17 protein-coding genes, 1 tRNA gene, 1 pseudogene and 1 riboswitch are annotated in these 20,592 nt (G+C 73.3%); of the genes and pseudogenes, 11 read left to right on the top strand and 8 right to left on the bottom strand.

Annotated elements, in window-relative coordinates:
* Positions 1-103: 103 nt before the first annotated feature.
* Positions 104-439, top strand: a complete 336-nt coding sequence (locus ACIPXC_RS20725; protein ID WP_401620123.1) for a hypothetical protein — start codon at positions 104-106, stop codon at positions 437-439.
* Positions 440-972: 533 nt separating this feature from the next.
* Here ACIPXC_RS20725 and ACIPXC_RS20730 read toward each other — a convergent pair.
* From ACIPXC_RS20730 to ACIPXC_RS20740, 3 genes are all read right to left on the bottom strand, one after another.
* A complete protein-coding gene (locus tag ACIPXC_RS20730) occupies positions 973-2,619 on the bottom strand; it encodes a sigma-70 family RNA polymerase sigma factor (protein WP_401620126.1) in 1,647 nt (548 codons plus the stop codon).
* A 348-nt stretch (positions 2,620-2,967) separates the two neighbouring features.
* Positions 2,968-4,293, bottom strand: a complete 1,326-nt coding sequence (locus ACIPXC_RS20735) for a serpin family protein (protein ID WP_401620129.1) — start codon at positions 4,291-4,293, stop codon at positions 2,968-2,970.
* Between the two features lie 65 nt (positions 4,294-4,358).
* Positions 4,359-5,690, bottom strand: a complete 1,332-nt coding sequence (locus ACIPXC_RS20740; protein ID WP_401620132.1) for a glycoside hydrolase family 18 protein — start codon at positions 5,688-5,690, stop codon at positions 4,359-4,361.
* A 221-nt stretch (positions 5,691-5,911) separates the two neighbouring features.
* On the opposite strand from ACIPXC_RS20740, the gene ACIPXC_RS20745 reads away from it, so the two are divergent.
* The 4 genes from ACIPXC_RS20745 to ACIPXC_RS20760 all read left to right on the top strand — a co-directional run bounded on the left by ACIPXC_RS20745 (position 5,912) and on the right by ACIPXC_RS20760 (position 9,287).
* Positions 5,912-5,988, top strand: a tRNA-Trp gene (locus ACIPXC_RS20745).
* Positions 5,989-6,318: 330 nt separating this feature from the next.
* A riboswitch (cobalamin riboswitch) is annotated at positions 6,319-6,398 on the top strand.
* Between the two features lie 62 nt (positions 6,399-6,460).
* On the top strand, positions 6,461-7,456 hold the full coding sequence (locus ACIPXC_RS20750) for an ABC transporter substrate-binding protein (protein WP_401620135.1): 996 nt from the start codon (positions 6,461-6,463) through the stop codon (positions 7,454-7,456).
* Positions 7,453-8,481, top strand: coding sequence for a FecCD family ABC transporter permease (locus tag ACIPXC_RS20755; protein WP_401620138.1), 1,029 nt, complete (start codon positions 7,453-7,455; stop codon positions 8,479-8,481). The genes ACIPXC_RS20750 and ACIPXC_RS20755 overlap by 4 nt, the downstream gene beginning before the upstream one ends.
* Positions 8,478-9,287 (top strand): ABC transporter ATP-binding protein, encoded by an 810-nt coding sequence (locus tag ACIPXC_RS20760; RefSeq protein ID WP_401620141.1) that lies wholly within the window; start codon positions 8,478-8,480, stop codon positions 9,285-9,287. Before ACIPXC_RS20755 ends, ACIPXC_RS20760 begins: the two co-directional genes overlap by 4 nt.
* Here the strand turns inward: ACIPXC_RS20760 and ACIPXC_RS20765 are convergent.
* Together ACIPXC_RS20765 and ACIPXC_RS20770 are read right to left on the bottom strand one after the other, a co-directional pair.
* A pseudogene (locus ACIPXC_RS20765) lies at positions 9,257-9,481 on the bottom strand (VOC family protein); the annotation flags it as partial. The gene ACIPXC_RS20760 and the pseudogene ACIPXC_RS20765 overlap by 31 nt on opposite strands.
* 102 nt (positions 9,482-9,583) lie before the next feature.
* Positions 9,584-11,407, bottom strand: a complete 1,824-nt coding sequence (locus ACIPXC_RS20770; protein ID WP_401620144.1) for a CocE/NonD family hydrolase — start codon at positions 11,405-11,407, stop codon at positions 9,584-9,586.
* Positions 11,408-11,765: 358 nt separating this feature from the next.
* Here ACIPXC_RS20770 and ACIPXC_RS20775 point away from each other — a divergent pair, with 358 nt between their 5' ends.
* A complete protein-coding gene (locus ACIPXC_RS20775; RefSeq protein WP_401620147.1) occupies positions 11,766-12,197 on the top strand; it encodes an aldo/keto reductase in 432 nt (143 codons plus the stop codon).
* 81 nt (positions 12,198-12,278) lie between these two features.
* Here ACIPXC_RS20775 and ACIPXC_RS20780 read toward each other — a convergent pair whose 3' ends face one another.
* Positions 12,279-13,151 (bottom strand): ABC transporter permease, encoded by an 873-nt coding sequence (locus ACIPXC_RS20780; protein WP_030959531.1) that lies wholly within the window; start codon positions 13,149-13,151, stop codon positions 12,279-12,281.
* Entirely contained in the window at positions 13,148-15,946 is a 2,799-nt protein-coding gene (locus ACIPXC_RS20785) for an alpha/beta fold hydrolase (protein WP_401620150.1), read from the bottom strand. The genes ACIPXC_RS20780 and ACIPXC_RS20785 overlap by 4 nt, the downstream gene beginning before the upstream one ends.
* Before the next feature lie 228 nt (positions 15,947-16,174).
* Here ACIPXC_RS20785 and ACIPXC_RS20790 point away from each other — a divergent pair, with 228 nt between their 5' ends.
* The 5 genes from ACIPXC_RS20790 (at position 16,175) to ACIPXC_RS20810 (ending at position 18,840) form a co-directional block, all read left to right on the top strand.
* Positions 16,175-16,306, top strand: a complete 132-nt coding sequence (locus tag ACIPXC_RS20790) for a hypothetical protein (protein ID WP_401620152.1) — start codon at positions 16,175-16,177, stop codon at positions 16,304-16,306.
* Positions 16,307-16,396: 90 nt separating this feature from the next.
* Positions 16,397-17,032 carry a helix-turn-helix domain-containing protein gene (locus ACIPXC_RS20795; RefSeq protein ID WP_401620154.1) on the top strand — a complete coding sequence of 212 codons (636 nt, stop codon included), beginning with the start codon at positions 16,397-16,399 and terminating at the stop codon, positions 17,030-17,032.
* A 14-nt stretch (positions 17,033-17,046) separates the two neighbouring features.
* Complete coding sequence (locus tag ACIPXC_RS20800; protein WP_183064694.1) at positions 17,047-17,211, top strand: DUF6126 family protein; 165 nt, start codon at positions 17,047-17,049, stop codon at positions 17,209-17,211.
* Positions 17,212-17,281: 70 nt separating this feature from the next.
* Positions 17,282-18,364: a dihydrodipicolinate reductase gene (locus ACIPXC_RS20805; RefSeq protein ID WP_401620159.1), complete on the top strand. Its 1,083-nt coding sequence runs from the start codon at positions 17,282-17,284 to the stop codon at positions 18,362-18,364.
* Positions 18,361-18,840: a carboxymuconolactone decarboxylase family protein gene (locus ACIPXC_RS20810; protein WP_401620161.1), complete on the top strand. Its 480-nt coding sequence runs from the start codon at positions 18,361-18,363 to the stop codon at positions 18,838-18,840. Before ACIPXC_RS20805 ends, ACIPXC_RS20810 begins: the two co-directional genes overlap by 4 nt.
* Before the next feature lie 86 nt (positions 18,841-18,926).
* Here ACIPXC_RS20810 and ACIPXC_RS20815 read toward each other — a convergent pair whose 3' ends face one another.
* The gene (locus ACIPXC_RS20815; protein WP_401620164.1) at positions 18,927-20,576 is read right to left on the bottom strand and encodes a GMC oxidoreductase; all 1,650 of its coding nucleotides are present in this window, start codon (positions 20,574-20,576) and stop codon (positions 18,927-18,929) included.
* Between the last annotated feature and the right edge of the window lie 16 nt (positions 20,577-20,592).

Here is a 20,592-nt window from a genome sequence, read left to right on the forward strand (position 1 = left end):
TCTCCCCGACCCACTCCCCTTGCACCACAAGACGAGTCTGGCCCCGCCGCTGACGCGGCGAGGCCAGAACCCAACATTTTCATCAGTCTTCTAGGCGCCGCGGATGGCTCCGGGCCGTCCGGCCGACGTGTGGGCGCAGGGCGAGGCCTACGAGCGGTACATGGGCCGGTGGAGCCGCCGGGTCGCCGAGACGTTCGCCACACCGAAGCCGCTGAACGTGCCCACCTGGCTGATGCGCGCCCACCCGTACGCCCACCGGATGGTCACGGCGAACACGCGGGTGTCCGGCGCGAAGGCGAAGGCGAAGGTGGAGCTGGGCTGGACCCCCGGCCACCCCGGCTGCGCCGAAGGGCTGCGCGCACTCGCCCGGGGCCGTACACCGGCGGGTCGTGCCGGATCCGCGCGGGGAGGCGCGCCAGGCCGTCCGGCACCTTCGTGACGGCGCCGCGTCCCCCTGTCACCCGCCCCCGCGGCGGGTGTCATCGACCGGCGGTGGGTACCTGTTCGCGAGGAAGCCCGCCGAATGGTTTACAGTTCAATCGCTGGTGTGTTCGTCCCTGCCTGCGGCAGCGGATCGGACACCCCGCCCACGGCCGCAGGATCCTCCCCCCGATTCCGCGGCCGTCCGGGGCCGGCGCCCCTTCCCCCGTGGCGCGCCGGCCCCGTGTTCCCCTCCGGCCTTCCCGGTCCGCGTCGGGCCGGGCGTCGGCGTGCACGAGGTTCTGCTCCAGGGGCGTGCCGGGGTGGCGGCGGTGTCGGCGCGCTCGGCGCCGGAGAGACCCGCTGCCGAGGCGTCCTCGGGTCGGCTCCGGACCTCTTCCACGTCCTGGCGCAGGGCGTGGCCGGCCGCTGCCGGTTCGATGGGCGAGAGGCGTACCACCCGCCCGCCGGCGGCTGCCGCTGCGGATGCGGATGCAGTGGGCGCGGCTGATGGAGTGCGCCGACGCCGGGTTCCCGGGCGGGGCGCTCGTCCTACTTGGCGCCGAAGTTCTGTGTCCACCACGGGCCGCCCGCACCCTGGCGGACACCGACACCGATGTCCTTGAAGGAGCAGTTGAGGATGTTGGCCCGGTGGCCCTGGCTCTTCATCCAGGAGTCCATGACCGACTGCGCCGTCTGCTGCCCCCTCGCGATGTTCTCGCCGTACGTCGACCAGCGGTAGCCGGCCGCCGTCGTGCGCTGCCCCGGGTCCTTGCCGTCCGGGTTGGTGTGGTCGAAGAAGCTGCGTGCGGCCATGTCGTCGGAGTGGCCCTGCGCGGCCGCCCGCAGCTGCGGGTCCTCCTTGAGGGGGCCGCAGCCGGCCGCCGCCCGCTCGGTGTTGACCAGCGCCACCACCTGGCCGGCGATGCCCGGCGGGGCGGGCGCGGGCTTGGGCGTCGAAGGGCGCGGGCTCGGCGAGCTGCTCCGGCTCTGCGTGGGGCTCGGGCTCGCCGACGGGCTCGCCGAGGCCGAGGCGGACGGGGAGGGGGACGCGGTCGGCGAGGCGGAGGCCGACTGTGAGGGGGTCCCGGCGGACTCCGTCGCCGAGAGCGCGGCCAGCGGCGCCGCGGTCGCGGCGGTGTCGTCCTTGGCGTTGCCCGAACCGGGGAGCCCGCCCAGGTACACCAGACCACCGCCCGCGACACAGGCGGCGACGACCGCACCGCCGACCACCCGGCGCCGGCTCTGCCGGCGCCTGCGCAGTGCGCCCCGGCCGCCGGTGCCCGTGCTCGCCACCGGAGTCAGCTGGGTCGCCGCGTCGCCGAAGCCGCCGTCCGCGCCGAATCCGCCGTCCGCGCCGTCCGTGCGAGCGGCGCCGTCCGTGAAGGCCGCGGGGGCGAAGCCGGCCGTCCCGGCCGTGCGCATTCCCGCCAGCAGCGCCGCCGAGACCGGAACGAGGGCCAGACCGGCCAGCAGTCCCTCCGCCGGAACCAGCCCGCTCCACAGGCCGGAACACCGTACGCATGCACGCGCGTGACGGGCTATTCGCTTGCGCCACAGCGCCGACGGCTGCCCGTCCCAGGACACCAGCACGCCCCGCAGCTCCTCGCACGCCGGCCGGGAGTCCAGGGCACGCTCCACCACCCGCGCCGATTCCAGCTGCGCCTTCATCCGCTGCACCCGGACCGCCGTGTGCTGGGGGGACAGCTCCAGCGCCGAGGCCACCTCCGCCCGGGTCAGCTCACCGGCGCATTCCAGCCACCACAGCGACAGCAGTCCCCGGTCCTCGGGATCCAGCCAACGCGTCGCCCGGGCCGTCTCACGCCGCTGACCGGCCAGGTTGAGGCGTACGACGGTCAGATCGACGAAGTCCGCGCCCGGGTCCGCCACGTCCCAGGCCGACTCCAGGGTGCTCTCGCCGAAGCCGCTCTGCCGGGCCTGCCAGTGTGCCCGTACCCGGTTCATCGCGATGGCCACCAGCCAGGACCGGAAGGACTCGTCAGCGCGCAGGCCGCCCAGCCCGTCGAGGGCCCGCAGCATCGTGTCCTGCACCACGTCGTCCACGTCGCAGGAGCCGCTCAGGGCCCGCCCGACGATGTTGTAGACGAGCGGGAGGTGGGCGCCGACGAGCTCGTCCTGTGCGCGGGCATCGCCCGCGCGAGCCGCTGCCACCAGCGCTGCGGTGTGCTGAGTAGTCATGTGAATGTCCCTGTCCGTACCGGCGGTCGATGATGCCCGATACATGGGAGACCGTGCAGGGGGGCCTCGATAACAGTTAATCGGAAGAAGTTTCCCGGGGGTCTTTCCGAGGCCGCCATCGGAGTCCATCGGGGGTCACCGCGGGGGCGCCGCCGCGCCGATGCGGAAGGTGCCCGGCTCGGGGTCGGCGGCGGTCGCCGCGATGTCGGTCAGCCGGTGCTGGCCGCCGGGCACCGCCACCGCCCGGATGGTCCTCGGCGACACCCTCGCGGACGCCGTGGCACACGCGACCGCAGCCGCCTCCCTATAGGTGACCCAGCCCGCGGCGGCACCGGCGGGTCCCCGCCTTCAGCGAGACGGCGGCGCCGGCGGCCGCACACCGCGCAAGGGCGGCGGAGCGAGCGGACCGGCCGCTCCGGGCCGACCCTGCGCCGGGGCCTCGGGGTCGGTGACCCAGCCCGCGGCGAGGACCAGCCCGGAGGCCCGGTGGACGGCGAGGAACCCGAACGGCCGGTCGAAGCGGATCTCGGCCCGCCGGGCCTGGTGGTGCGGCTGCGGTGCGGCGCCGCCGGGCCGGGCGGCGACGGCGGTGACGGCCGCCGCCTCGAACCCCGCGGCGTGGAAACGGGCCACGGCCGACTGCCGCGCCGAGCCGATGGCCAGCGCCTCGGTGCTGACGCCCGGGAAGTGGCCGGAGGCGCCGTCGGTCGCGGTCAGGAGTCCGAACAGTGCCGCGTCCTCCAGCAGGTCGTGCCCCGCCGACAGCGAGAAGGCCACCGTGGACACGCACAGCTGCGGCTGCGGGCTGAAGGCGTGCACCGCCCGGATCGTCAGCCCGGGGCCCGGGGAGCCGTCCGCGAGGGCGCCACCGCCCACCAGCGGGCCGGTACCGGAGGCAGCCGCGACACCGGTCGCCAGTACCTCGGCGGCGGGCGCCGCCGGACGGCCGAGAAGCAGGTGCACGTCCAGGTCCGTGTCCTGCGCGCCGGCGACCCTCAGGACGGTGACCGGCCCGGCGGGCCCTTCGGCCACCCCGACCGGGTCCAGACCGGACGTGGTGCGCGAGAGCTGCCGCACCCCGCGGCCCGCCCAGGGGCCGTCGGACACCCGGCCCGGGAACTCCCGGAAGGGCTCCTCCCACGTCAGCGTCAGCGCGAGCGCCGAGGCGAGGACGAGGCGGGTGTCCGGCTGCAGGGTGACCGGCATGCGTTCGACGAGGCCTGCCGTCCGGTCCGACGCCCAGCCGTCCAGGGCCTTCGTGTCCCCCTCCGGGTCGCCGGTCAGCTTGCCCCGGGTGCCGGGCGGGAGCTGTGCGGACCAGCCGTCCTTCAGCGGCAGGTCGGCCTTGGTCCACAGGCCGGTCGCCACGCTGAGCCCGCGTACGCCGGCCAGTGCGGTCAGCAGGTCCCGCGCGGCCGCGGCCGCGTCCTCGGCGGGTATGCCGAGGGCCTGCGTCAGTTCCTCGCGGGCCGGCCCGCCCGCGCCGTCCGCGAGCAGGGCGAGCAGCGGCCAGACCCCGGCCGCGGTGAACACCGTGCCCCCGGCGTCGGAAGCGGCCCGCGAGGCCCAGCGCGTGGTGAGGCGGTTGACCGCCCGTACCGTCGCGGCCGTCGCCACCGTCTTCGCGGTCCTTGCCGTCCTCGTCGCCGTCCTCGTCGTCCTCGTCGTCGTCATGCGGGGGAGCGTACGTGGAGGGACGCCGCCGGGCCGGACGGATTCCCACGGCCCGGCGGCGCCGGTCAGCGGCCGCGCAGGCCCCGGTCGACGGCGGTCACCAGCTCGCCGTCAGCGGTGTCCGCGTCGAGGGACCAGAACATCGCGCCGCCCAGGCCGTGTTCGCGGACGTAGCCGGACTTGGCGCGCAGCACCCGCGGATCGTCGTACGTCCACAGGGTGGTGCCGTCGAAGAGCCACGCGTGCCCGCCGCGCCGGTCGCGGTGGACCTGGTACGCGCCGGAGCCGGCCAGCTTCTTCAGTGCCTTGTAGTCCTCGTACCCGGCGGCCCAGGTGGCCGGGGCCGGGCCGGTGGCGGGCTGCCCCAGGCCGTCCCCGCCTCCGGTGACGCCGGTCCAGCCCTGCCCGTAGAACGGCATGCCCATCACGAGCTTGTGGGCGGGCGCGCCGCGCCGCTTCCAGGCCTCCACGGTGCCGTGGACGCTGAAGTCGCCGCGGGCGTACAGGGCGGACTGCTGTGCGGTCCTCGGCTCGCCCGAGACGTGGAAGTCGTAGCCCTGGAGGTTGACGAAGTCCAGGTCGCGCATGATGCGGCGGACGTCGAAGCCCGCGTCGATCTTGGCGGGTGCGGTCGGGACAAAGGCGGTCAGCTCGTACGTCGTTCCCCGCTTCTGGGTGCGGGCGTACGCGTCGAGCTGGGTGCGGAACTCCCTGACGAGCGCGGTGAAGTTGCGCTTGTCCTCGGGCCGGTACGTGGTGTCCGTGTCGCCCGCCGAGCCGGGCCACTCCCAGTCGAGGTCGATGCCGTCGAAGACGCCGGCGGCGGCTCCGGCGCCGCCTCGGGTGCCGTCCTGGGGGAGGTTGCCCTTGATGTAGAGGTCGATGCAGGAGGCGACGAAGGCCTTGCGGGAGGCGGGGGTGAGCGCGGCGTCGGAGAAGTGGGTGGACCAGCTCCAGCCGCCCAGTGAGATCAGCACCTTGAGGCCGGGGTGCCGGGCCTTCAGCTCCTTCAGCTGGTTGAAGTTGCCGGCGAGGGGCTGGTCCCAGGTGTCCGCGACCCCGTCGACGGAGTTCGCGGCGTCGAGCGGGCGGGCGTAGTCGGCCCAGGCGTCGGCCTCGCCGGGGATGTTCCCGGTGAAGCACTTGCCCTCGGCGCTGACGTTGCCGAAGGCGTAGTTGATGTGGGTGAGCTTGCCTGCGGAGCCGTTCGCCTCAAGGTCCTGGACCTGGAAGTCCCGGCCGTAGACGCCCCATTGCGTGAAGTAGCCGACCTTCTTGTACGAGCGGCCGGCGCCGCTGTCCGCGATGTCCGTGCCGGCGGCGGCGGGGGCGAAGGCGGTCAGCAGGGAGAGGGAACAGGCGGCTACGGCCAGCCTGCCGAGCATGCTGCGGCGCATGGGCTTCCTTTGCGGATGCGAGGAGTGGGCGTGAGCGCGTGCGGCGGTGCATGCCGGAAACTATTGGTCTGGACCATCTGGGTCAAGGGGGCGGCTGAAACTGGGCGGGCCACCCCGGACCGTGCCCCGCCGCGCGGAACTCCGCCGCTGATCCCGTTCGGCGGCGCGCCGGTAATTCACTGGATCACCCGGCCCGGCCGTGCCATGGTGGGTCCCACCGAAGGGGTGTAGCTCAGCTGGTCAGAGCAACGGTCTCCAAAACCGTAGGCCGCAGGTTCAAATCCTGCCGCCCCTGCCACGGCGCAACGGCCCGCTCACGCGGCCCGGGTGAGGGACTCGGTCCCGCCCGGGCCCGTGGTGTTTCAGGGGTGCGGCCCGATCGACGCGGCCGCCGTGGGCAGGGCCATTCCGTACGGATCGTCGTCGCCGCCCTGGTGGACCGGCTGAACGGACTCGGCGTGCACTTCATCCAGTTGCACACCGGCGCCGCGGGCGCATCCGTCCACCGCGCCGCGGGCTTCGCCGCCGCCCGCTGCCCCGGGACGGACCTGATCACCGCCCCTGGACCCGGCCCCCACCCCACACGGGGGGCTCTGGCAGACTGGGGCGCACAACCAGGCGGTGCAGGACAGGAAACCGGTGCGATTCCGGTGCGGTCCCGCCACTGTGACCGGTCGCCCCCGCGCGGGGCCCGGGAGTCAGACACTGACGCACCGCCTCTGCTCCTTCACGTCGACCAGGGGACGCGGATCCCCCGGAGAGGCCCTGCCATGTCGCGTTCCCGCGCCGCCCTGCGCGCGTTCACCCCCGTCGCGCTCCTGATGTCCCTGACCGCCTGCGCCGGTTCACCCGGCTCCGGGCAGGACGCGGCCGCGGGGGACGCCGCCCCCGCGCCGGGCTTTCCGTACACCGTCACCAACTGCGGTGTGAGCAGCACCTACCAGGCCCCGCCCCGGCGGGCGGTCACCATGAACCAGCACGCCACCGAGCTCATGCTCGCCCTCGGCCTGGGCGACCGGATCGCCGGCACCGCCTACCTCGACGACGCCGTACTGCCCGCCTACAAGCCGGCCTACGACAAGATCAAGGTGCTGGCCGAGGAGTACCCCTCCAAGGAGATCCTGCTCGGCGCCGAACCCGACTTCGTCTACGGCGGCTACGCCAGCGCCTTCGACAAGGCGCAGGGCCGCGACCGCGCGGGCCTCGCCCAGGCGGGCATCGACTCCCGCCTCAACGTCGAGTACTGCACCGAGGGGAAAGTCGGCCTCGACCAGCTCAAGACCGAGATCACCGAGGTCGCCCGGACCTTCGGCGTACCCGACCGGGGCGCGAAGCTCATCGAGGACGAGCAGGGCCGCATCGACGCCGTGGCCGCCCGCGTCAAGGACCGGCCGCGCCCGACCGTCTTCGCCTACGACTCCGGTGAGGCCACCGCCTCCACCTCCGGAGGCAACGGCGTGGGCAACGAGATCATCTCCCTCGCCGGCGGCGAGAACGTCTTCGCCGACCTCAAGGACACCTTCGGCGACGTCGCCTGGGAGAAGGTCATCGAACGCAAGCCCGAGGTCGTCCTCATCTACGACTACGGCGGCACCACCGTCGAGGCCAAGAAGCAGCGACTGCTGAACGATCCCGCGCTCGCCGAGGTTCCCGCCGTCAAGAACCGGCGGTTCGTCGTCCTGCCGCTCTCCTCGGTCGTCCTCGGCGTCCGCGTGGCGGACGCGGTGGAAGCGCTGGGCGGCCAGCTCCACCCGAACCCCGCGTGAGGCTGCGCACGGGCGCGGTCCTCGCCGTCCTCACCGCCGCGCTCGCCGCCTCCGCGATCGCGGGCCTCGCGCTGGGCCCCGTACGGATCGCCCCCGGCCGCGTCGTCGACATCGTCATCGGCGGCCTGTCGGGGAACCGGCCCACCGGAGCCTTCGCCTCCATCGTCTGGGACGTGCGGATGCCGAGGATCCTCCTCGGCGCCGTCGTCGGAGCCGGGCTCGCCGTGGCGGGCACCGTGCTCCAGGCCCTCGTGCGCAACCAGCTCGCCGACCCGTTCCTGCTCGGAGCCTCCTCCGGGGCCTCCGCCGGAGCGGTCCTCGTGATCGTCTTCGGCTCGGCCGCGGCCGGATTCGGCATGGGCGTGCCGCTGGCCGCCTTCGTGGGCTCCCTGGTCGCGCTCGTCGCCGTCTACGCGATGGCCCGGCGCGGCGGGACCATGACCACCGGCCGGCTGATCCTGGCGGGTGTGGCCGTCCAGTACATCCTGTCCGCCGTCACCAGCCTCGTCATCGTGCTCGCCGCGCACCCCGATCAGATCCGCTCCGTCCTCTTCTGGACCCTCGGCGGCCTCGGCGGGGCGCGCTGGGACGAACTGGCCCTGCCCGGCGTCGCGCTGCTCGTCGGCGGGGTCCTGCTCCTCACCCTCGCCCGGCCGCTCGACCTGCTCCTCGCAGGGGAGGAGGGCGCGCGCACCCTGGGACTGGACACCGGACGCTTCCGCGCCGCCGTGTTCGTCCTGACCTCCCTCGTCATCGGTGTGCTCGTCGCCTGCAGCGGGGCGATCGGCTTCGTCGGACTGATGGTTCCGCACGCCGCCCGCATGGTCGTCGGCGCCGGACACCGGGCGCTGCTGCCGGTCGCCGCACTCGGCGGGGCGGTGTTCCTGCTGCTGGCCGACCTGACCGCCCGTACGGCCGCCGCCCCCGAGGAGATACCGGTGGGGGTGGTCACCGCACTGGTCGGCGGGCCGTTCTTCCTCTGGATGCTGCGCCGTTCCGGCCGGACCGAGGGGGTGAGCGGATGACGCGGGCGAACGGAGCGGCCCGGCCGGTGGAACTCGCCGTCGAGGGCGTGCGCTACGAGACCGACGGGCACACCCTGCTCCACGGAATCGACCTCAACGCCCGGCCCGGGGAGACGGTGGGCGTGGTCGGCCCCAACGGCAGCGGCAAGACCACCCTGCTGCGCTGCGTCTACGGCACCCTGCGGGCGACCGCCGGCCGGGTGCTGCTGGACGGCGCGGACGCGGACGCGCTCACCGTCAGGGAGCGCGCGCGGCGCGTGGCGGTGGTCCCGCAGGACGCGAGCGGCACCTTCGGGCTGACCGTGCGCGAGGTCGCCGCCATGGGGCGCAGCCCGCACAAGCGCTTCTGGGAGCAGGACGGCCCGGACGACGCGCGGCGCATCGCGGACGCCCTGGAGACCGTGGGCGCCGGCCCCTTCACGGCCCGCCGCTTCGACGAGCTGTCCGGGGGCGAACGCCAGCGCGTCCTGGTGGCCCGGGCCCTCGTCCAGGACCCCGGCCTGCTCGCCCTCGACGAGCCGACCAACCACCTGGACATCCGCTACCAGCTGGAGGTCCTCGGCCTGGTCCGGGCGCTGCCCGCCACCAGCCTGCTGGTGCTGCACGACCTCAACCTCGCCGCCGCCTTCTGCGACCGGCTGTACGTGCTCGCGGGCGGGCGTGTCGCGGCTTCGGGGCCGCCGCGGGAGGTGCTCACCGAGGAACTGCTGGCCGAGGTGTACGGGGTGCGGGCCCGTGTCGAGGTCCATCCCGACACGGGCTCGCCCAACGTCGTCTACCTGCCCGTCGCCGCGGGCTCCTGGTAACCGTACGGGCGCGTGATGATCTCCATCCCGTGCCCGGCGGGGTCCGTGAAGTACACGCCGCGGCCCCCGCCGTTGTGGTTGATCTCGCCCGGGAACCTGCCGTGCGGGTCGGCGAAGTACGGGACTCCGTCCGAGCGGATCCTCTCGAACGCCACGTCGGACTCCTCCTCGGAGAGGAGGAAGGCGTAGTGCTGTTCTGCGTCACCCGCGTCGTCAGCGCCCCGGAGCGCGCGCCCGCTCCGAGGGGCGGTGGAAACGGGGCGCGGTCGCGTGCTCCCGCTGCGCGGGGCCAGTGGCTAGCCCAGGGGCAGGACCAGTCGGGCGGAGGTGTCCTCGGCGGCCGTGAACGTGATGCTGTGGGCGGCGCCGTCGCCCGCGTCGGAGTAGAGCTGGTCCTTGCTGTTCACCACGAGCATGAGCCGGTGGTTCGGGGCGATGTCGTAGCCGGCTGCCTGGAGCCGCCAGGCGGCCCTGCGGTCCTCGTCGGGGGCGAGCTCCCGCAGGGTGAAGGGCTCGTGCGTGATGATGCGGGCGGTGTCGTCGGGGGCGACGTCGAACAGGTAGGCCACCAGGGTCGTGTCCGGGGCCGAGCTGCGGACGGTCAGGGTGAGCTCGGGGACACCGCGGACGCGGCGGCCCGCCTGCAGCGGGCCGCTGGTCCACACGGCGAGGTGCCGGCGGTCGAAGGTGCCCGTGGGGTAGGGCTTCGGGTTGCCCTTCCACTCCGCCTGGCCCGTCGTGATGATGGCGTCCACCGCGGTGGCGGCCGTGATCTGTCCGGCCGTGAACTCCCGCTTCCAGCCCGTCTCCGGCGCGGTGCCGAGGCCGCCGTCACGGCGGTCCGTGGAGGAGGCGGTGAGGTACCAGGATTCGGTGGAGGTGGTGACGTCCGCCCAGGACTGCGCCTCTTCGCGGACGGCCGGTTCGGTGATGACGTGCTGGCCGGTGCCGGGGTCGGGCTGGGTCCTGTACGTGAACATGATCTGGCTGCTCACCGGCGTCCATCCGGGAACGCCGTTGTCGGCCCCGAGCACGTGGTGGTCGAGCCAGGCGAACGCCTCCTCGACGGGCAGGTTCGGCCCGCTGAACGGGATGGTGAGGCCGGCGCCCTCGGGCGCGGCGTGGTCGCCGATCCAGAGGTTGAGCCGCTTGGGAACGGTCAGCCGTTCGAAGTGCCCGATGGTCTGGTTGGCCGGGAACAGCGTCTCGTGCCAGGTGTTGGAGATGAAGGTGGGGACGCCGCGGGCGTTGGTCCGGTCGGCGTACGAGGCCGGGGAGCGCTCCTTGCCCCAGGCGACCACCCCGTCGAGGTTCTCACCGGCCAGGAAGTCCTCAAGGATCTGCCGGGTGGCCGGATCGAACTTGCGCTCGATCGGGCCGCCGGTGAAGTCGATCAGGGCCTGCACCGCCTTCAGGTGCCGGGTGTCGTTCTGGTAGAGGCTGTCGGCCAGGTCGCCCCACGTGCTCAGGGCCACGACCGCGTCCACGCGGTCCGCCGGGTCGTGCGCCGCCACCAGTTGGCTGATGCCCGACCCGTAGGACTCGCCGAGGAAGGCGATCGAGCTCGGCTCGAAGTGCTGCTGGGCGTAGTCGATGACGGTGGAGCCGTCGGCCCGGTCGAGTGGACCTGCCACGTCGATCGTGCCGCCGGAGGTCCAGGGCGCGTCGATGAAGGAGCCGCCGACGGCGGGGAAGGTGAGGCCCATGCCGCGCGGGGTGTAGGCCAGGACGTGGTAGCCGCGGAGCGCCAGCTGGAGGTAGGCGTACTCGAAGAGGATCCAGCCGAAGGGGGTCCAGCCCGACGGGACGATCACCACGGGGCGGGGCTCGGTGGTGTTGAGCCTGATGGTGTGGGCGGAGAGCCGCACGCCGTCGTCGGTGGTGATGCGGGGGAAGCCGATGGTCGCCTTCTGCCGCACCTGCTCCGTCAGCTGCTGGAGCTCGGGGGTGAGCAGCGGAGTCTCGGCCGTCCCGCTCAGCGTGGCGACCAGCGCCTCGGCGACGTTGACGGCGTCCGGGTCCACGGACGTGGCCGAGGTGTAGATGCCCTGCCCGGAGATCCGGTTCAACTGGGCCGAGGTGACCGGGGTGATCGGGTTGTCGTCCTGCGAGTGGCTCACGAAGCCGTCCTCTCGAAATCGCCGACCGGGCGGGCCGGTCGGTGCCGTGGGGGACCCGTTCTAGCCCGGCCGGTGGACCGCGTAGTGCATATCAGGACATCTCCGCTCTTGGTGGCGGACTGCGGGCTTCACCCGTCCAGACGGTTTGAACGCTCCCGATCCGCCCGCGTCGAAGAGAACGGTCAAGGTGCGCCGTCAGGCGATCGCATGCTGTCTCCGAGGAGTGGTGACCGATCGACCTGATCCGGCCGCAGGTATGCGGCAGAACGGGGGAGAGGGGTGGCCTGCACCCCACTCGGGCGTTCTAGGCTGGCTCTTTGTCGTTTCCGGACACCAGTCGGTCATGAGGGAGCGAGGGATGGCGTACGGCGGCGAAGATGAACGATTCCGCACAGCATGGCCGGGAGTCGCACACGACGCGCAGCCGGCGCTCCTTCGCGGACACGCCCTGGACCGACGAACCGTTGATCATTTTCCCGTCCTGCTGACCGGCAAGATCCGCCGGGGCGCGCCCGTCCCGGCCGGCTCCCGTCTGGAGGGCAGGGACTCCTACCTCACCGAGGAGCGCCTCGACGTGGTCGAGGCACTGGCCGCGATCGCCGAGAAGCACGACCGCACCGTCCTCGAACTGGCCATCGGCTGGCTCTCCGCCCGGCCCGGCTGCGCCTCCGTCATCGCCGGCGCCACCTCCCCCGAGCAGATCCGCGCGAACGCGGCCGCCGGCGAACGCCCGCTGGACGCGGACCTGCTCGCCGAGATCGACGCGATCGCCCCCGGCGTGCCCGCGTAGGGGCCGCGAACGCCGACGAGCGCTCCCCGCGCCCCGCAGGGCACCAGGAGCGCTCGTCGTGCGGGCGGCGCCGCCGCCGGGTCAGGACACGATGTCCTTGCGGGAGAAGCCCCGGAAGGCGAGGGCGAACAGCACCAGCGCGTACGACACCGACACCACCGCCCCCTTGACCATCCCGCCCCACTCCAGCTGCGGCTGCAACGCGTCCGCCCACGCGAACTGCCAGTGCGCCGGCAGGAACTCACGCCACGAGCCCAGCGCCGTCACCGCGTCCAGCACGTTCCCGACGATCGTCAGCCCGACCGCGCCGCCCACCGCGCCCAGCGGTGCGTCCGTCCGCGTGGACAGCCAGAAGGCCAGCCCCGCCGTCACCAGCTGCGACACGAAGACGAAGGCCACCGCCAGTGCGAGCCGCGGCACCGTGTCCGCGGCCGGCAGCGCGCCGCCCGCAGGGAGCTTGAGCGGCCCCCACCCGTACGCGACCGTGCCCGCCGCCAGCGCCACCACCGGCAGCAGCACGATGGCCGCCAGGCTGAAGCCCAGCGCCACCACCAGCTTGCTCCACAGCAGCCGAGCCCGTGGCACCGGCGACGCCAGCAGATAGCGCAGCGAGGACCAGCTCGCCTCCGAGGCCACGGTGTCCCCGCAGAACAGCGCCACCGGCACCACCAGCAGGAAACCGGCCGACACGAACAGACAGGTCGCGGCGAAGTTCGCCCCCGAGGCCGTTGCCGTGTCGATCAGGGTGATCCGGTTGCCGCCGCCGCGCCGGCCCTCCGGGCCGCCGCCCACCGCGAACGCGATGATCATGATGAAGGGCAGTGCGGCCAGCACCCCGCCCATCACCAGCGTCCGCCGTCGGCGCCACTGCCGCAGCGCCTCCACGCGCAGCGGCAGCGTACGGCTCGCCCGGTAGCCCGGGGCCACCTCCCGCGCCGTCGTCGCCGTACTCACGCCGCACCTCCGATCAGGGTGAGGAACGCGTCCTCAAGTCTGCGGTGCGGCCCCACTCCGGTCACCGGCACCTCCAGCCGCACGAGTTCGGCGATCAGCCCGGCCGCCGTCGCGCCCTCCAGCCGTACGAGCAGACCGTCGTCCGCGGCCACCACCGAACCCACGCCCTCCAGTGCCGCCACCTTCTCGACGGCCACCTCGTCCACCGGCTCGGCCAGGGTCACCAGCAGCGTGTCGCCGCCCCCGGTGATCTCGGCGACCTCGCCCGCCGCCACCCGCTGCCCGCGGTCCATGACCACCAGGTGTGTGCAGGACTGCTCGACCTCCGACAGCAGGTGGCTGGAGACGATGACGGTCCGCCCGCCGGCCGCGTAGCGGATCATCACGTCGCGCATCTCGCGGATCTGCGGCGGGTCCAGACCGTTCGTCGGCTCGTCGAGGATCAGCAGGTCCGGCATCCCGAGCATGGCCTGCGCGATCGCGAGCCGCTGCCGCATGCCCTGCGAGTACGTGCGCACCGCGCGCTCCAGCGCGTCGCCGAGCCCCGCGATCTCCAGGGCCTCCGCCATGTGCGAGTCCTCGTCCGGGCGGCCGGTGGCCTGCCAGTACAGCTCCAGGTTGGCGCGGCCCGTCAGGTGCGGCAGGAAGCCCGCGCCCTCCACGAAGGCCCCGACCCGCGACAGGACCGGCGCTCCGGCCCGCACCGCGTGCCCGAACACCCGGATCTCCCCGGCGTCCGGCGAGATCAGCCCCATCAGCATGCGCAGGGTGGTGGTCTTCCCGGCCCCGTTGGGTCCGAGCAGCCCCAGCACCTGCCCCTTCTCGACCCGGAACGACAGGTCCCGCACCGCGTACCGGTCCTGCGACTTCGCGTACCGCTTCGTCAGTCCCGTGATCTGGAGCGGTACGTCGGCCAGCGCCGGGTCCGGCTGCGGTACGCCGGCCCGCGTCCCGGCGGAGCCCTTCCCGGTCCGGCGGACACCCAGCAGGGCAGCGGCCAGGACCAGCGCACCCAGCGGCAGTCCCCAGGTCCACGCGGGCAGTCCCGCCGTGGCGGTCCGCACCTGCGGGGCGACGGGCACGGCCAGGGGGCCGTCCACCGAGACCGTGTAGGCGGCCGACGCGGCCGGGCTCGCGTAGCCGAGGTCCGTGGCCGCGACCACCAGCCTCAGACGGTGTCCGGCCGCGAAGGAGTGGTCGATCGCGGGCAGTCTCAGCCGCACGGTCGCACCCTGTTGAGCGTTCTCGATCCGCAGCGGGGCGACCAGTTGGGAGGGCAGCACCTGCTGCCGCCCGTCGGGCCCCACGTCGTACACCTTGCCGAACAGCACGGCCGACCCGTCCGCGGCCGTCGACCTCAGCTTCAGGGTGACGGTCGGTGCCCCGGTGATCTGCAGGTCCTCGCCCAGCGGCGCGGACTCGAAGCGGGCGTTCTGCCCGGGGAAGTCCAGCGAGAGCCCGGCCCCGAAGGAGGCCAACTGCCCGCCGATGCCGGGCAGGGAGGACAGTGCGGGCGGTGCGCCGCCCGCCGGGTTGGTGAAGGTCTGCTCCCGTCCGGTCAGGGCGAACTCCCGCGGGCCGGAAGCCAGCCCCGGGTAGCGGTCGCCGCTCGCGCCGCGCAGTATCACCTCGCCGTCGGTGGAGTCGATGCCGCCGGTACGCGAGACCCGGAACGCCGGGCCGGTGTCCACGCCCTCGTCGCCCTTGAGGTGACGGTCGAACCAGGCGGCCACCCGGGCCTGCACCCGGTCCGCCTCGCGCATGCCGCCGTCGTGCCCGCCCGCCGCCCAGTCCACCGAGACCGGCGCGCCGTTCGCCGCGATGGCAGTGGCCATGGCGTCGGCCTGGTCCAGCGGGAAGAGGGAATCGTCCTGGCCCTGGACGATGAGGGCCGGCACCTTGATCCGGTCGGCGACCGCCGACGGGCTGCGCCGTTCCAGCAGGGTGCGGGCCTCCGCGTCGGGCTTCCCGGCCACGGCGACGCGTTCGTACATCGCGCACAGCTCCGGAGTGAACCTCCCGCAGCCGGGTCCGGCCACCGCGCCGTCCTGGGGACCGGCCCCGGGCGCGGACCCGGTCGCGGACGCTCGCGAACCCGCGCCCGCGTCCTGGGGCCGTCCGGCCCCGGCGTCCTGCGGCGGCGCCCCGGCCTGCTGCATCCCTCCGGCAGACCCGGTGGTGAAGAAGATCCCGGACCACAGCTTCTTGAAGACGCCGCCGGGGAAGAGGGAGTCCGCGAGGTTCCAGTAGGTGATCTCCGGGGCGATCGCGTCCACGCGCCGGTCGTGACCGGCGGCCAGCAGCGAGACGGCCCCGCCGTAGGAGGCCCCGGACACCCCGACGCGCGGGTCGCCGGCGGCGTCGAGCCGCACCTCGGGCCGTGTCGCGAGCCAGTCGATGAGCCGCGAGACGTCCTTGACCTCGTGCTCGGGATCGTTCAGCCCGATCCGGCCGCCGGAGCGGCCGAAGCCGCGCGCCGACCAGGTCATGACGGCGTAGCCGTCGCGGGCCAGCCGTTCGGCCTGTTCGCGGACGTCGTCCTTGCTGCCCCCGAAGCCGTGCCCGAGGAGCACGGCGGGACGTCTCGCCCCACCGTCCTGCCCGCCGCCCGAGACGAAGTAGGAGGTGTCGATGTCGGCACCGGGCATGTTCAGGACCTGGTCCTCGCGGTGCACGGCGGGCGTGTCGCCGGACGCGGACGCGGCCGTCCACGTACCGGCACCCGCCACGACGGCCAGCGCGGCGGCACCCGCGAGCAGTCGGTCTCGGCGCCGCCGGGGCATTCGGAGCTTCATACGGGCACCCTAAACGGCCGCTACCCGGCCTCGGAGCACCCACAGGCGGAACTCCCGACCTTCTCAGGGAGTAGTCCGCCGCCGGCGCGTACCGCACCTGCGGTACGTCCGTCCGACCCGCGCACCGCACCGCCGGGCGGGAGGACGGCCGCATGCCGCCGGCCGAGGTCGCCCGCCCCGTCGCTCCGCGACCCGTGACCGTGACCCGCCGTGCCGGGAGCCGCCGTCGTGGACGTTGACTCCGTGCTGTCCCCCCAGGCCCTGCCCGGCACCGATGCGCCCCGCGACGACGTGCCCCCGCCGGGGGAGACGGGGCGCCCGCACCGGTCGGCGCCCCCGTACCCCGTCCGCTGGTGGTAGCCGGCGGTCGCGGTGGACGCACACCCGGATGGTTTGCCTCAGAGGCAAGAGGGTTTGCCACAGAGACAAGGCTCTGGCTCAATCAGGGGCATGAACCCCGGTCCCGCCCCCGACCGCTGCGACGACACCGCCGACGAGCTGCCCGCCGTGGCACCGCAGCTGCGCGAACTGCGCCGTCGCGCCGGTCTCACCCTGGAGGCCGCCGCCGCCCGGGCCCGGCTCTCGCCCGCCCACCTGTCGCGGCTGGAGACCGGGAGGCGACAGCCCTCGCTGCCGCTCCTGCTGGGGCTCGCCCGCACCTACGGTACGACGGTCTCCGAACTGCTCGGCGAGACCTCCCCCGTCGCCGATCCCATCGTACGGGCCGGCGGTCCCGGCGCCCGCGAGGCCGACGGCTGGACGTACTGGCAGGCGGGCGCCGCCGGCCGCGGGATGCAGGCGCTGCGCGTGCACGTCCCCCACGGCCGCGGCCCGGACGAGCTGGTCCGCGTCCACCCCGGCGAGGAATGGCTGTACGTCCTCCAGGGGCGGCTGCGGCTGCACCTCGGCGAGGCCGAGCACCTGCTGGAACCGGGGGACAGCGCGCATTTCGACTCCCTCACCCCGCACCGGATCGGCGCGGCCTCCTCCGGCGGGGCCGACCTGCTGTTCGTGCACACCCTGCTCCAGAGCAGCCTCGCCGGGCTGTGCCTCGGCGGGGCCCCGACCACCACGCACCACCGATAGGCGAGGAGCCACCCATGACCCCCGTGCCCCCCGCGGACAAGCCCGTCGGCGTCCGCGCCCGTTTCGAGGCCAAGTTCCCGCGCGGCCTGATCATCCGGCTGATCGCCTACCTCTTCGTCGGCCACCTCTTCGCCTTCTTCGTCTACCTCCTCTTCGTCCTGGGCGGCCAGAACCAGTAGCCGCCCCGAGCACGCGAGTTCGGGCCGCGCGGCTATGGAAAGGTGCGGGGCCGGTGGCTACCCTCCGCGCATGATTCCCACGGTTGTCTGGGGTACCGGCAACGTCGGCCGTCTGGCCATCCGCGCCGTCGCGGCCCATCCCGCGCTGAAGCTCTCCGCCGTCATCGTCCACAATCCAGCCAAGGTCGGCCGCGACGCCGGCGAACTCGGCGGCCTCGACCACCTGTTGGGCATCGAGGCCACCGACGACGCCGAAGCCGTCCTGGCCGGCCGCCCCCGCGCCGTGGTGTACGCCGCGTCCGGGGACGTCCGGCCCGACGAGGCCCTCGCCGACATCACCCGTGCCGTCCGGGCGGGCGCGGTCGTCGTCAGCCCGGCCCTCTACCCGCTCTACGACCACCGCAGCGCCCCGCCGGAGTTCCGCGACCCGGTGCTGGCGGCCGTGGCGGAGGGCGGCGGCTCGCTCTTCGCCTCCGGCGTCGACCCCGGCTGGGGCAACGACGTCCTCCCGCTCCTGCTCAGCGGACTCGGCACCACCATCGACGCCATCCGCTGCCAGGAGATCTTCGACTACTCCACCTACGACCAGCCGGACTCCGTCCGCGACCTCGTCGGCATGGGCCACCCCATGGACTTCGAGCCGATGATGCTCATGCCCTCGATCCCCACCATGGTCTGGGGCGGCCAGATACGGATGATGGCCCGTGCGCTCGGCGTCGAACTCGACGAGATCCGCGAGACGTCGGAGCGCCGCGCCCTCGACACCACCGTGACCACCCGCACCATGGGCACCTTCGAAGCGGGCACCCAGGGCGCCATCCGCTTCGAGGTCCAGGGCATCGTCGGCGGCGAGCCCCGCATCGTCATCGAGCACGTCACCCGCATCCACGCCTCGTGCGCCCCGGACTGGCCCGTGCCGCCGGACGGCGGCGACGGCGCCCACCGGGTCGTCATCGAGGGCCGCCCCCGCATCGAGGTCACCGTCGAGGCCACCGACGAGGCAGAGAACCGCTCGGCCGGGGGCAACGCCACCGCCGTCGGCCGTCTCGTCGGCGCCATCGACTGGCTCACCGAGGCCGAGCCCGGACTGTACGACGCCCTCGACGTCCCGCTGCGCCCCGCCACCGGCAGACTCGGAAGGAAACCGTCATGAGGATCGACATCCCCGAAGGCCAGCACCCCATCGAGTACGTGTGGGGCGACATGGTGCCCGGGATCGGCATGGCCGCCGCCAACTTCTCCCTGTCGGTGTACGCCCACACGACCCTGGGGCTGCGCGAGTTCGAGGCGGCGCGGCTGCGCGTCGCGCAGATCAACGGGTGCGTGTTCTGTCTGGACTGGCGGACCGAGCGGGACGGGCGGAAGGTCGAGGAGGAGTTCGCCGACGCGGTCACCGAGTGGCGCACCACCGAGGCGTTCGACGAGCGCACCCGGCTGGCGGCGGAGTACGCGGAGCGGTACACCCTCGACCACCACGGGCTCGACGAGGAGTTCTGGGACCGGATGACCGCGCACTACAGCCAGTTGGAGATCGTGGAGCTCACCATGAGCATCGGGTCCTGGCTGGCCTTCGGCAGGCTCAACCACGTGCTGGGCCTCGACAGCGTCTGCGTGCTGCCCGGGCAGTGAGCGGGGCCCCGGACGGGGTCCGGGCGTGAAAAAGGGGCCGTTCGGCGCATCCGAACGGCCCCGGCCGCTGGGGGGAGGACGCGGCCCTACGGGAGGTCGGTGGCGATGATCTTCTCGATGTTGCGCTCGGCGAGCGCGGTGATGGTGACGAACGGGTTCACGCTGGCGTTTCCGGGGATCAGCGCGCCGTCGATCACGTACAGGCCGGTGTAGCCGTGCAGACGGCCGTAGTTGTCGGTGGCCCTGTCGAGGACGGCGCCGCCGAGCGGGTGGTAGGTGAGGGTGTCGTGCCAGATCCTGTTGCCGCCGAACAGGTCGGTCCGGTAGATCGTCCCCTCCCGGGAGTTGATCTTGTCGAAGATGGTCCTGGCCATGCTGATGGACGGCTGCTTCCAGGCCGTCTGCCAGCTCAGGTCGGCCCTGCCCGTCGCGGCGTTCCAGGTGAACTCGGCGCGGTGGGGGTTCTTCGTGATCGACAGGTAGAAGGAGGCGTACGTCTCGATCCCGGTGGGGAGCGGGGCGACCTCGGCGAAGGCGCCGCCGGCGTCCCAGTTGTCGATGCCGGAGCAGGGGATGGTCGACTGGAGCTTGCCGGTCGGGTCCCACATGTGGTTGGCGCGGGCGCACATGACGTTGCCGTTCTCACCCCAGCCCTTGCCCACCTCGCCGTTGAGGTTCGCCAGCGCCCCGGTCGCCTTCAGCTTGACCAGGAGCTTGGCTGTCCCGACGCTGCCGGCCGCGAAGAACACCCGGTCGGCGGTGACGGTCTTGGTGGCCACGGTGTCCCCGGTGGTGTTGATCCGGTCGATGGCGACCGTGTAGCCGCCGCCCGCGGCGGGGGAGACCGTGGTGACCTTGTGGAGGGGGGAGATGGTGACCCTGCCCGTGGCCCTGGCCTGCGCGAGGTACGTCTGCACCAGCGACTTCTTGCCGTGGTTGTTGCCGTAGAGGATCTCCCCGGCCAGGGCGGACCGGGTGGCTGTGCCTGCGGCCTCCTTCTTCATGTAGTCCCAGTCGTACACGTCGGGCACGAAGGTCCAGGCGAAGCCCGAGCGCTGGGCGTGCTTGCGGCCGACGCGGGAGAACTGGTAGCAGTCCGCGGTGTCGAACCAGGCCGGGTCGACCATCCCGACGCCGAGCCCGGCGTTGGCCCTCGGGTAGTAGGTGTCGTACATCTCGTCGGCGTTCACCGACGGGAGGACGGTGGCGAAGTTCGCGCGCTTGGGGGTGACGGCCATGCCGCCGTTGACGAGCGAGCCGCCGCCGACGCCGCGGCCCTGGTAGACCGTGATGCCGGCGAAGTCCTCGGCGTCCAGGATCCCCGTGTACGGGGGGACGTCCTTGTCGATGGGGAAGCCGAGGAAGTTGCTGAGCGGGGCCTTGGTCCGGGTGCGGAGCCAGAAGGAGCGGTAGTCCGGGCTGGTCACCTTCGGGAAGATCTTGCCGTCGGGACCGGGGGTGTCCCAGTTCATGCCCATCTCGACCATCTGTACGTCCATTCCGGCCTGGGCCAGTCGCAGCGCCGCGACCGAGCCGCCGTAGCCGGTGCCGATGATCAGGACGGGTACCCGGGCGCCGTCGGCGATGGGGTTCGCGGCCCCGGCCGTCGCGGCGGCGGTGGCAGGGGTGAGGTGGCCGGCCAGTGTCACGGCCCCGATGAGGGAACCTGTTCTACCCAGGAAGCCGCGGCGTGAGATTCCCTTGGAGCCTCTTCTGGGCAGGGCATTGTCACTCATGTGACGTTCCTCACTC

It is taken from the genome of Streptomyces sp. NPDC090021 (genome assembly GCF_044748225.1).
In the GTDB taxonomy this organism is placed as follows: Bacteria; Actinomycetota; Actinomycetes; order Streptomycetales; family Streptomycetaceae; genus Streptomyces.